Annotated in this window: 8 protein-coding genes; 3 read left to right on the plus strand and 5 right to left on the minus strand. The window is 38.8% G+C overall.

Annotation, left to right across the window (positions count from 1 at the left end; genetic code table 11):
• The first annotated feature begins 15 nt into the window (after positions 1-15).
• Positions 16-2,523 (plus strand): YfhO family protein, encoded by a 2,508-nt coding sequence (locus OM074_RS10770; RefSeq protein ID WP_301199482.1) that lies wholly within the window; start codon positions 16-18, stop codon positions 2,521-2,523.
• A 50-nt stretch (positions 2,524-2,573) separates the two neighbouring features.
• Here OM074_RS10770 and OM074_RS10775 read toward each other — a convergent pair whose 3' ends face one another.
• From OM074_RS10775 to OM074_RS10795, 5 genes are all read right to left on the minus strand, one after another.
• Positions 2,574-3,806: a PP2C family protein-serine/threonine phosphatase gene (locus OM074_RS10775; RefSeq protein WP_301199483.1), complete on the minus strand. Its 1,233-nt coding sequence runs from the start codon at positions 3,804-3,806 to the stop codon at positions 2,574-2,576.
• A gap of 117 nt (positions 3,807-3,923) precedes the next feature.
• Complete coding sequence (gene efp / locus OM074_RS10780) at positions 3,924-4,493, minus strand: elongation factor P (protein WP_301199484.1); 570 nt, start codon at positions 4,491-4,493, stop codon at positions 3,924-3,926.
• Between the two features lie 119 nt (positions 4,494-4,612).
• Positions 4,613-5,413 carry a DUF3108 domain-containing protein gene (locus tag OM074_RS10785; protein ID WP_301199485.1) on the minus strand — a complete coding sequence of 267 codons (801 nt, stop codon included), beginning with the start codon at positions 5,411-5,413 and terminating at the stop codon, positions 4,613-4,615.
• Between the two features lie 65 nt (positions 5,414-5,478).
• Positions 5,479-6,174 carry a tRNA (adenosine(37)-N6)-threonylcarbamoyltransferase complex dimerization subunit type 1 TsaB gene (tsaB, locus tag OM074_RS10790; protein WP_301199486.1) on the minus strand — a complete coding sequence of 232 codons (696 nt, stop codon included), beginning with the start codon at positions 6,172-6,174 and terminating at the stop codon, positions 5,479-5,481.
• A gap of 189 nt (positions 6,175-6,363) precedes the next feature.
• On the minus strand, positions 6,364-9,258 hold the full coding sequence (locus OM074_RS10795; protein WP_301199487.1) for a hypothetical protein: 2,895 nt from the start codon (positions 9,256-9,258) through the stop codon (positions 6,364-6,366).
• Between the two features lie 212 nt (positions 9,259-9,470).
• On the opposite strand from OM074_RS10795, the gene OM074_RS10800 reads away from it, so the two are divergent.
• Both OM074_RS10800 and OM074_RS10805 read left to right on the plus strand, forming a co-directional pair.
• Positions 9,471-9,911: a dCMP deaminase family protein gene (locus tag OM074_RS10800; protein WP_301199488.1), complete on the plus strand. Its 441-nt coding sequence runs from the start codon at positions 9,471-9,473 to the stop codon at positions 9,909-9,911.
• Positions 9,912-10,010: 99 nt separating this feature from the next.
• Complete coding sequence (locus tag OM074_RS10805; RefSeq protein ID WP_301199489.1) at positions 10,011-11,621, plus strand: S41 family peptidase; 1,611 nt, start codon at positions 10,011-10,013, stop codon at positions 11,619-11,621.
• Positions 11,622-12,295 lie beyond the last annotated feature (674 nt).

A 12,295-nucleotide genomic window follows, 5' to 3' on the forward strand; every position in this document is an offset into this window, starting at 1 on the left:
AAAAAAATAGAAATCATGATTGATAAATTAAAATCACTACTTCCCTATATTGGTGCTCTTGTAGTATTTATGGTATTGAGCTTTACTTATTTTAGTCCTGTACTTGAGAATAAGGAACTGCCACAATTGGATGAAACTCATGCAATAGGCATGGCCCAGGAGATTAAGACTTTTGAGTCAGAGACGGGAGGGAAAACACAATGGACCAATAGTATGTTTGGAGGTATGCCTGCTTATCAGATTAAAGGTGATGCTTCAAAAAATATATTTTCCTACTTCAACAGGTTTTCCAGATTTGGACTTCCGTATAAAACGGTGGCAATATTGTTTTTGTATATGTTAGGCTTTTACGTGTTTTTACTTAGCTTAAAAATGGATAAGTGGTTAAGCCTTATTGGTGCCGTTGCATTTGCATTTGGATCATATAATCTGATCATTATTATTGCCGGGCATATTACAAAGGCGTATACCATTGCCCTTATGGCGCCGGTTGTTGCCGGGGTTATGTTTGCCTATAACAGAAATAAGTGGATTGGAGGCTTGTTTACAACTGTTGCTCTGGGCTTGCAAATTGCGTATAACCATGTTCAGATTACCTACTACCTGGCCATGCTGGTTGGAATTATTGTTATTTCAAAATTTGTTTATGCGCTGATTGAAAAGAAAGTAGCCGATTTTGGAAAAGTAACAGGAGTGCTTGTTATTGCAGCAGTTCTTGCTGTATTGCCCAATATAACCAATTTGTGGACTACCTATGAATATGGCAAGTATAGCATCAGAGGAAAGTCTGATCTTCAGGTTGCTGAAGGGGAGAAGGTTCATAGTGGACTGGATAAAGATTACGCTTTGGCATGGAGTCTTGAACCTAAAGGAACTTGGACCTTATTGGTTCCCAATGCTGTTGGGGGAGCTTCTGAAGCCATTGGGAATAATAAAGATGCGCTCAAAGCAGTTGAGCAACAATTTAAAGAAGCTGTTGCAGGGCAGAGCCAATACTGGGGCGGACGTGTTTTTACAAGTGGTCCTGTGTATGCGGGTGCAATAATCTGTTTCTTGTTTTTGCTGGGAGCTTTTTATTTTAAAGGCAAAGACAAATGGTGGTTGATTGTAGCTACAATATTCTCATTTTTTCTTGCATGGGGTAAGCATTTTCCTGGATTTACGGATTTTATGTTTTATCATTTCCCATTATATAATAAGTTCCGGACGGTAGAAATGTCAATGGTTATTGCATCGTTTACAATACCTACCTTAGGGTTTTTAGGATTAAAGGAGGTTTTGGGTAATCCCAAACTGGTTAAAGAAGAGTCCTGGAAGTTTATGGTTGCATTTGGTCTTACAGGTGGAATCAGTTTGTTGTTCTATTTATTTCCGGCTGCGTTTTTCGATTTTATAAGTGAGATGGAATTGAGTGCTATCCTTCAGCAGAAGCAACAATATATACAACAGAATGCTGCTCAGGCTGCTCAGGTTGGTGCTTATTTTGATGGTTTGTTGCATAATCTGAAAGTGGCACGGATCGTTTTGTTAAAGGCTGATGCATTCCGTAGTTTTGCTTTTATCCTAATAGCTTCTGCTTCAATTTGGTTTTTTGTAACCAATAAGGTGCCTAAAAAATATTTGTTATGGGGGTTGGGACTGTTAGTTATTGTTGACTTATGGTCGGTTGATAAAAGATACCTGAACAATGATCATTTTCAAAGTAAGCGGAAAGTAAACCAATCCTTCGAATTAACACCTTCGGATATTGCCATAAACAGTAAAAAAGCTGAAGGAGACAGGGTTTTTACAGTGTATAAAAATCCATTTAATGAGGTAAATACATCGTATCATCATCATTCAATAGGTGGTTTCCATGGGGCAAAGTTACGAAGGTATCAGGATGTGATTGAACATTACCTTGAAAAAGACTGGCAAACGATTATTGGAATGCTTCAAAAACAGGGTGATAGCAGTTCTGTACAGCAGAAGCTTGGAGAAATGCCGGTGCTGAACATGCTGAACGGAAAGTTTATTGTTTATAACCCAAATGCAGAACCTATAATTAATAACAATACCCTGGGTAGTGTTTGGTTTGTTGAAGAAACCCATCCTGTGGGATCTGCTGATGCTGCAATTGATGCAATAGGATATGTAGACCTAAAGAATAAGGCAGTTGTAAATACTGAAGAATTTCCGGAATTGAATAATTACAAAGTGGATTCAGTAGCCGGAAATATCGAACTTGTGTCATATGCACCTAATAAACTTGAATATAAGTATCAAACAAATCAAGATCAGGTGGCAGTATTTTCGCAAATTTATTATCCTAAAGGGTGGAAGGCATATTTAGATGGAAAGCAGATTGATATATGTAGGGCAAACTATATTTTACGTGCAGTGAAGTTGCCTTCAGGAAGTCATGATTTGGTGTTTAAATTTGAGCCAGGATCATATAAGGCCGGCCAGATGTTAGCATTAATAAGCTCATTGATTGTGCTGTTGTTGATTGCTTTTGCAGGATACAAATATTATCGGAAATGATATAGTATAAAAAGTAATAAAAAAGGGAGTTGATTTTTTCAGCTCCCTTTTTATTTGAATTGAATGGCCGCTATCGATATGTCATCAAAAACAGAACCTATTTCCAATTGTTCGTTGATTAGCTTTCTTAGCTGATCCATGTTGGTTTCAACATCGTGTTTGTTTGATATTATTTCTTCAATAGGCTCCATTCCACTTTCAACTTCGTCACCGCTTTCCAGTTCCACCAGTCCATCTGTAAAGGCAAGAAATTTAGCTTCGCGGGGAATTTTCACCTTCCCTATTTCAATAGCTGGAATTTCGTCAAGCATCCCCAATCCTATGCAACCCTTATCCAGGCTTACCAATTGTCGTTTTTTGGGATCGAACAGCATAGGAGGCAAGTGACCTGCGTTTATATAGGTTAGTTTTCGGGTGATTGTGTTGTATTTTCCCAAAAACATGGTGATGAACTTCTCGCTGTTGGCACTTTTGTTAACTTTTTGGTTTAACATGTGTACCAGTTTTTTGAGATTGATACCAGGGGTGAAAAGTGCTCTGAATACAGCCTGGAAATTTGACATGATCATAGCTGCAGAAATTCCTTTCCCGGAAACATCAGCGATACAAAAGCCTAAGGCATTTTTCGAAAGCTTGATAAAGTCGTAATAATCACCTCCAACTTCAAATTGGGGATGATAAAATGTATGGATAGAATATTTTGTACTCACCGGCAAGTGGTTGTCGGCAGGAACCAGCTGGGTTTGGATCCTGGATGCCAGTTCCATCTCTTTGCGTAAGGCTTCCTGTTCCAAAAGCTCTTCCTGCATCCTTTTGTTTTCGATAAATACAATGATGAGGTTGGAGATAATCTGGATTAACTTCAGGTGTTTGATGGTGGGGCTAATGCCAGGGTGTTCTTCGTCAACATCTCCGATTAACACAAAACCTATGGATTTAAACCTGTGGAAAAGAGGTATTACAGCATCAAAGCCTTTTAGCTGTGGTGGGTGCGAAATGGTAATGTTTTCAATATTTTTGTATTGGGCTAAGTCCCTCTCTACATTAATATTTGCAACTTCAACATTTGTCACGCCCGAATTTAGTAAGTTCCTCCACTTTCCTTTGATGTGGGTAAAAACTAAAACTTTTCCAACTTCAAGTTCTTCGCGGAGAAGAATCTCAAACTCAGAAAGCAGGTCGTCGATACTATGGTCCTCATTTATTGTTTGTGCAATATCAAGGAGAATGTTCAACCTGTCTTTAAAAAGCCGTAATCTTTTTTTCTGAAGTTGGGTAACCATTATTAAATAGCAATTCTTTTGCAGGTAAGTTATTAATTTTTTTAATGCGAAAACAGAGCAAATTCAAATAAAAAAGCCCTGTTTTAGATAAACAGGGCTTTTGAAAAATATTTGTTGTTATTTTTTTACTCTTTCAACATACGACCTGTCACGTGTATCAACTTTGATCCAGTCGCCTGTGTTAACAAACAAAGGTACCATTATGTTAGCCCCGGTATCAATTGTAGCAGGTTTTAATGAGTTTGTTGAAGATGTATCTCCTCTTACCCCTGGTTCGGTATAAGTAATTTCAAACTCAATATGCATCGGAAGGTCAACCAAAAGAGGAGTCTCTGTATCTGCATGGTAAACAACTTCGCAATTTAAACCATCCTTTAAAAGGTCATGGTTTTCAATGATTTTTTCTTCAATTGTAACCTGTTCGTAGGTTTCGTTATTCATAAATACGTAACCCATTTCTTCTTTGTAAAGATATTGGTACGAACGACGCTCAACTCTTTGTTCGTCAATTTTATGGCCTGCAGAGAAAGTGTTGTCAATTACTTTTCCGGTAGAAATACTTTTAAGTTTTGTTCTAACAAATGCAGGTCCTTTTCCTGGTTTCACATGCTGAAACTGCACAATTGCAAATAAATCATTTTTGAATTTAATGCACATCCCGTTTCTGATATCAGCTGTAGTTGCCATAGTAATATTAAATTAAATCCTTGTATATTTTAAAGTGATGCAAAAATAATCAAATACTTTAAATAGCTCGTTTATAAGGGCTAATTATTTATGAATAAGATGAAAGTATAAAGGATTAATTAATGTCGTATGCAGCTAAAAGAGTTTTTTAAGCCTTTGAATTCCACCAGATCACAAATAAATGAACCAACTTTTAAGTTTACTTTTACTTTAACAGGAATTCTGTTGTTGTCCCGGGTAATCCAGATTTGCATGTCTTCTTCGGTTTTAAATGCCCTGCCTACTTCTGTAACAGGATAAAACAGGAAGCATTCCATATTGCCGTAGCTTGTGTTTATAACCTCGTTACGTACATACTTGATGCGTAAGGGGAATATCTCATCGCTGAAGTAAGTAGTGTATTCAAGGATTTCGCCTTTCTTCATGTCGTCATTAAAGTCAAATTTGCGGGCATAATAAAATGCCGAGAGGATATCCTGAATATGGCGGGGAACATTGACCTGTCCTGATTTTTGGCTATTTATCCTTATGGAATCTTCTAAAACTTCTGCGTAATTGTATGTTACTTCATTATAATACCGGTAGCTTCCTTCTTTGATATCGCGAATGGATTTTACGGGTTGGTTGGTTTCTTTGTCAATGAAGCTGGCGTACCGGTCGCGGAGCTTGAAAATGGCATCTACCAACCCTGATGTTTTTGCTTTTAATTGAACGTAGTTTGTCGGTGTTGAGTTCCAGAGCGAATCCTGAACTGAAAATGAAACATATCCTCCGGTAATAAAGCTATATCTTAGCGAATATTTCAGGTACTCTCCTGCCTGGTAGGCTTCTTTGTTCCTGGCTGGTGTTCCCTGAGAAAACAAGGAAATGTTTGTTGTAAGGACAAACATGCCTGCAAGTAAAAAGTATTTTATCGCCATATTTTCGTAATGAATTGTGTTCTATTCCGAAAAATAGCAATTATCACGCCAATAAAAAAGCATATTTACAATACCTTTTTTTTGGGAGTTGTAGCTACAAAATCCTTTAGGTAAAATGGTTCAAAATAGGCAACGTCTTCAAATTCCTTGTTGTTGAATTTTGCATTTGCTGTTTTCACCATGTTTGCCGCAAGGGGGGCTTTGTCTTTTAAATATGTGGCATTGTCTGATTGTATTATATCCATGCATTTTCCTGCCCCATCACCCAAAAATAATATGGGCTGTGTTGCCAATTCTTCAGCAAAACTATTTTCGTCAATGATTTTTGCACTGATTTTTTTCACCATCTGCATATCTGCATTGAAAAGGGTTGTGTAAACCTCCATTCTTCGTGCGTCAATCATTGGGCATATAAGGGTTTCTTTCGAAATATTATCGTTATCAAAGGCAGCGTGGGCCAATGCTTCTAAGGATGTTATGGCAATTAATGGTTTGTTTAATGCGTAGCAAATGCCTTTGGCTACCGAAACACCTATCCTTAATCCTGTATAGGATCCCGGACCACTACTTACAGCAACAGCATCAATATCTTTTATGGTGTAGTTATCCAGGTTTTCGAATAGTTCCTGTATAAAAACTGTTAGATGGGTAGCGTGTGAGTTTGCTTCATAGAGTTCTTTTTTTGCAATAATTTCTTCGCCTTTTGAAAGGCAAACGGAACAAACTTTCGTGGATGTTTCTAACGATAATATTAATGCCATCTTTATTTGTATTTATAAAGTGCAAAAATAGTTTTTTCAGTTGAATCTCACTATTTATAAGTATTCTGAATCAAAAAAAATATATGAAGGTTAATATTCCGAATCAAGAATAGAAAAAGGGGTGTCCACAAACAATCCCCCTTTTCTCTAACCTAAACCTAACTATATGAAAAAATCAACTCATATCGCCTATCTTACTTTAAGTAACTTGCCCTGAACAACACCTTCGGTAGTTGTTGCTTTAAAGAATAATAACCTGTCGGAATAATTATTGCTTTGATACGTGTACTTATACTCTATATTGGCCAAAAAAGTTCCATTAAAAATCGTTTTTATTTTTTCTCCGGTAGCGCTGTAAATAGCTAATTCTCCGTTTGTTTCCTTTTTTGAAACCAAGGTAAAATTAACGTAGTCTTTAAACGGATTTGGATAGGCTTTTATCTCAATGCCCCCTTCAAAAGAGGTCTCGTTTAATATTTTTATGCTTTCATAAAATTGTTGTGTACTCGACTTGTATACAACGGTGATTTCATCAGGTAACTGGTTGTTTGAAAAACATGCTTCAAATTCCACGCTGAACTTATCTTCACCTGATTGTCCAAAGCCGCATATCTCATCCACTTTTAATCCGTACAGACCTGATTGCGGATCTGTAAAATTGGATTCCATTGGCCAGTTTACAGAATTTGAGGTGTTGCTGACAAAGGCACTTCCCAATCCTATAGTCAAGTGCGATAGTTCGTGGTTGCAAGTCCCATCGGTATATACCCACATTTTAAACTTGTAGCAACCGTCGTCACCCGTAGCTGTCACTGATGTTATTTCAGTATAGTAGCAGTTAGTGTAGATAATGTCACCGGTGTTTGTATCGTCACCATTGTTGTTGGAATCAGTACTGTCGGTTCCATCATTGGAGTCATCCCCTTCGGCAGTGTTATCTGAACTATCGGTGGTAGTACAGCCTATAGAAACAACATCAGTAGCGGTACAGCCGGTTTCGTCCATCACCGTATAGGTAATTTCTGCCGTGCCAGTACCTGATTGTATGGTTGCTTTATCCAACTCTGAAGATGTAATATACCAGTTATTATCAGCAGAAGATATTTCCCAGTTAAATGTATTGCCTCCTTCAGAAGTAGCTAATACGATATTGCTGCCTGTTTCGCAGTTAATATCTGTTGCAGGTGTAACAATGGCGGCAGAAATAGTTTTTACTTCGGTAATAGTGGCTGAAGTGCTGGAATAGCATCCGTTTGCATCAATAACTTCCACCGAATATGCTCCAGGCAAGAGATTAGTCCTGTTTTGTTGCGTACTGCCATCATTCCATTTAAGGGCGTATGGTTCTGTTCCTCCTGAAATAGTTAAATTAATTGCTCCGGTTGCAGTTTCTCCGCAGACAGGTTGCAACACTTGTGCATTAATGTTGATGTTGGTTTCCGTATTTGATATTGAAATGGTTTCGGTTATTGAACATTCAGCCGCATCAGTCATAGTAATGTCGTAACTTCCTTCTGCATCCACCGTCCATGGAGAAGTGATTTCGTTTCCATCATAAAAATACTGATATGATCCCATACCGCCACTCCCTGAAAGATTAACTTCTATTGGATCTGAAGAACCACAGTTTCTTTTTGAAACAGAGTAGTTGAGGCTCAGAGCTTGCCTGTCGGCCAGGTTTACCGTGCGGGTAACGCTGCATCCGTTGGCGTCAGTAACGGTAACCTTATATCGCCCGGACGGGATACCTGATACGGTTTGAGAAGTATCTCCGGTGCTCCATAGATAAGTATAGGGCTGAGTACCATAATATACGTTAGCTACTGAAATTTCTCCATCGTTTCCGCCATAACATGTTGGGTTTACTACGGCTGTTGAAATAGACAGTGATGTAATGCCTATATGGGTTGACTTTGTTACAGAACAACCATTAGCATCGGTAACTGTCAGGCTGTATGAGCCGGAGTTTACCCCGGAAATATTTGGTGTAGTGGCTTGGTTTGACCAGTAATAGCTGTATGGCTCTGTTCCTCCTGTTACCACGCTGGTAATTTCTCCCTGGCCTTCCTGGTGGCATTGCAGGTAGTTGGGTGTTAATGTCAGGTCTAAATCTGAATCTTCAGCAACAGTATATGATGCAGAAGATGGACATCCCAAGGCATCATATACCCTTACCAGGTATGTTCCGGTATATAGGTTGTCAATATCTTCGGTTGTTTTGTTTCCTGTCCAGGAATATGTATAAGGAGCCGTTCCTCCTGTAACTGCGATGTCAATTGATCCCGTATTGGATGAGCATGAAGTAGGAGTTACATCGCCTTCTATTTTTATTCCTTCAGCTGGCTGAAGGATGTTGGTGCTCAGTTCCAGGGTCTGACCGGTGGCATCTGTGATAATTATAGAATACAGGCCGGCCCTGAGCCCGCTTACATCTTCGGTAATTGCACCGTTGCTCCATAGGTAAGTATATGGAGGATAGCCCCCTTCGGTTTCAATCTCTATTGTTCCGTTGTTGCCCCCAAAACACGACACATCCTCTTTTATTAATGCTGCACTAAAAGCCGGCGTATTGGTTATTTCCTGATAGGAAACGCACAATCCGGCCTTGTAGGCAATATCAACCCTTTCTTGTAGCTGATTGAGGCATGTTTCATCATCGGAACAAACTGTGTATTCTATAGTAAAGGTTCCTGCCATATGGTCTTCCCCAAAATTTTCGATGTCGTCAATTTTAAAACCGCTGTAGCCTGTAGTTGGGTCTGTTGAGGGATTCTCAATTTTCCAGCCTTCCGAGTTCCATACTTCGCTTATGGTACCGCATGGTACTGCTATTGTCATGTGCGACAGGGCCGAAGAGCAAGAATCGCCAACTGCTACTTCCAGCGTGAAAGTGATGCAGTTGCCGGTTTTTTGAGTGTTTATGATTTCAGTTGAAAAACACTCTACACAGTCGCGGCCCTTAAGTGTGTTGTTAACGGACTGTGCAAGAGAGTTTAATGAGAATGAAAAGGTAAAAAGGAATAGTATGGATATGATCATACCAACTTTCCCTGTTTTAACATGGTTAGTGTATGTGTGTTGCATGTTGTGTTGTGTTTTGTGTTGTTTGCATATTACGCTTTATGGAGGAAAAGGTTTCCTTCGGCGCAAAAAAATGAATGTTGCTCAAAAAGGTTCGCAATTTTATTTTTATAGGTATCAATTACAGATTTACTTGTTTTTCAGTTCTAACAAGTCCTGTTGGTATTGATAATTTGCTACTTTTGTTGTTTTTGTTATTTAAAGTAAGTGTATAAATGAACGAAAAAGATTTGCCGGCAGCGGAAAAACAATTGTTGCTGGATAAAAGATATTTGAAGATGGCCTATATCTGGGCTGAGAATTCATACTGCAAACGCCGTCAGGTTGGGGCATTGATCGTAAAAGAAAAAATGATTATCAGCGATGGCTATAACGGAACGCCCTCGGGTTTTGAGAATGTGTGCGAAGATGAGAACAATATAACCAAGCCATACGTTCTTCATGCTGAAGCCAATGCCATTACAAAAGTTGCCAGGTCAAATAACAGTTCCGAGGGGGCTACGTTATATGTTACCTCGTCGCCTTGTATTGAATGTGCAAAACTGATTGTGCAGGCAGGGATTGAACGTGTGGTATATAGCGAAAAATACAGGATTGAAGATGGGATAAACCTGTTGAAAAAGGCCAATATTGAAACCCTGCACCTTGAGGTTTAAAGAGTAACGGTTGAAAACCTGGGAGATATAGCTTGCGCTTAGGTTTTATATAATACAAATCGATAACAGCAATAAAACGGAAGAAGAAAACAAGATACAATGAGTTATAATAACAGTAAGAAACAAATTTTACAGCCGCTGATTTTTTCCCTCATCCTGATAGCCGGGATATTTATTGGTTATGCTGTAATACCAGGAAAGATTGGAGGAAAGAATAAATCGTTGGTTATTTATCCACAGGCCAATAAAATAGATGCTATCCTTAATTTAGTTAATGAGGAATACGTGGATACGGTGAATACCGTAAAGATGCAGGAAGAACTGATACCTGAGTTGTTGAAAAAACTGGATCCTCATACGGTTTATATCCCTGCTAAAGATCTGCAGAGCGTAAATGAAGATCTATCGAGCAATTTTGGCGGAATCGGGGTGCAGTTCAGCATTCAAAAGGATACCGTTATGGTGGTTGCTGTGGTATCGGGTGGTCCGTCGGAAAAAGTTGGCGTATTGCCGGGCGATAGGATTGTAACGGTTAACGATAGCTTGATTGCAGGAAATGGAATTAAGAATTCGGTAGTATTGAAACTACTTCGTGGCGAAATGGGCACCAATGTAAAAATCGGGGTTATCCGACGTAATCTTACTGAGCCACTTGATTTTGAAATAACAAGGGGCAAAATTCCAATGGAGAGTGTTGATGTAGCATATATGGTAACGGATGATATTGGTTATATTAAGGTAAGCCGTTTTGCAATGAATACTTATGCAGAGTTTTTAACTGCCCTGGCAAAATTGAAAGCCCAAAGCTGTAAAAAAGTAATTGCCGATTTTCGTGGTAACTCAGGTGGATACCTGGATGTGGCCATCAACCTGTGTAATGAGTTTTTACACGATAAGGATATGATTGTTTATACAGAAGGGAAGGCACATCCGCGGCAGGAAATCCATGCCAATGGAAGGGGGACTTGCCAGGATACCGAGATAGCCGTGTTGATAGACGAGTTTAGTGCTTCTGCCAGTGAAATTTTTGCAGGAGCTATTCAGGATAATGACCGGGGAATTGTTGTGGGACGCCGTTCGTTTGGAAAAGGCCTGGTTCAAAGCCAGATTCCGTTGCCAGATGGCAGTGCACTGCGTTTAACCATTTCGCGTTATTATACTCCAGCAGGTAGATGTATACAGAAACCATACGAAAACGGTAATGAAGAGTATTACATGGATATTATGGAGCGATACCAGCATGGGGAGTTCTTTAATCAGGATAGCATTACGCTTTTAGATTCGGTTCAGTATACTACAAAAGAAGGACGTATTGTTTATGGAGGAGGGGGTATTATGCCCGATTATTTTGTTCCGCGTGATACTACCGGTTTAACCAATTATTATTACAAGGTAAGAGAGAGTGGGCTGATTTATAGGTTTGCCCTTGAATACACCGATAATAACAGGGATAAAGTGGAAGGCTTGAAAACTGTTGAAGATGTACAAGCCTATTTGGGTAAAAATCCGGTGTTGGATGACTTTGTAAAATATGCCAAAAAGGAAGGTGTAAAATACAACAGAAAGGAATTTAACCTGTCAAAAGAAATTATAGATACAGAGATTAAAGCTTATATAGCGCGCAATATTATCGATAATGAAGGGTTTTATCCGATTATTGGTAAGATTGATGAAGTGCTTCATGAAGCTATTGAAAAATTATCGGAGTAATTTCGATTAATAATATTTTAAAAAAAGAGCCTTCAGCAATTATGTTGAAGGCTCTTTTGGTTTATATACGAAGGGATAAGGATAAGCTGTGCTTTCAGCACGATATACAAAATGTTTTTACAAAAAATATTCAGCCTATAATAATATAACATTATTCTAGTAAAATAGAACCTTAGCCTGACGGCTATGGCCTATAGCGGATAGCAGGAAGCGGGATTGCCAACAGCTATAATGAACCGCAAGGTTTTATTTCTAACCCGATTTATATATTAGTCATTAGTCATTAGTCATTGGTGATTTGATGATTGGTCATTGATGATTGGTCATTGATGATTGGTCATTGATGATTGGTCATTGTAAAACTAACCCACAGAAAGTATCTAAAAAATAGCCGTAATTTTACTGCTACTTTTCACCGCCCATACACAACTATACATCAAACACATACACAACACAACAATTAAGAACACCCACAAATATTTTGTTCAGCAGAAGGCAATAATCACGATTTTTGGAGTTAATGCGAAAAATTGTCACGTTTCTGGGAGTTAATTAAAAAATTTATCCGGATTCGGGTCTTTTTCGAGTTTTTTCCTACGTTTCTTCGATACGGCTTCGGGAAAGAGTCTGGATGTGTTCGGGAAGTGTTCGGGTAGGCTTCGACTACGGTTCGC

Origin of the sequence: Plebeiibacterium marinum, assembly GCF_026013615.1 — a bacterium.
Taxonomy (GTDB): domain Bacteria; phylum Bacteroidota; class Bacteroidia; order Bacteroidales; family Marinilabiliaceae; genus Saccharicrinis; species Saccharicrinis marinus_A.

What these genes read in the sequence shown, in the direction of transcription:
- OM074_RS10795 (WP_301199487.1), bottom strand. Translation starts at nt 9,258, where the DNA reads ATGCAACACACATACACTAACCATGTTAAAACAGGGAAAGTTGGTATG.
- OM074_RS10775 (WP_301199483.1), bottom strand. Translation starts at nt 3,806, where the DNA reads ATGGTTACCCAACTTCAGAAAAAAAGATTACGGCTTTTTAAAGACAGG.
- efp (WP_301199484.1), bottom strand. Translation starts at nt 4,493, where the DNA reads ATGGCAACTACAGCTGATATCAGAAACGGGATGTGCATTAAATTCAAA.
- tsaB (WP_301199486.1), bottom strand. Translation starts at nt 6,174, where the DNA reads ATGGCATTAATATTATCGTTAGAAACATCCACGAAAGTTTGTTCCGTT.
- OM074_RS10800 (WP_301199488.1), top strand. Translation starts at nt 9,471, where the DNA reads ATGAACGAAAAAGATTTGCCGGCAGCGGAAAAACAATTGTTGCTGGAT.
- OM074_RS10805 (WP_301199489.1), top strand. Translation starts at nt 10,011, where the DNA reads ATGAGTTATAATAACAGTAAGAAACAAATTTTACAGCCGCTGATTTTT.
- OM074_RS10770 (WP_301199482.1), top strand. Translation starts at nt 16, where the DNA reads ATGATTGATAAATTAAAATCACTACTTCCCTATATTGGTGCTCTTGTA.
- OM074_RS10785 (WP_301199485.1), bottom strand. Translation starts at nt 5,413, where the DNA reads ATGGCGATAAAATACTTTTTACTTGCAGGCATGTTTGTCCTTACAACA.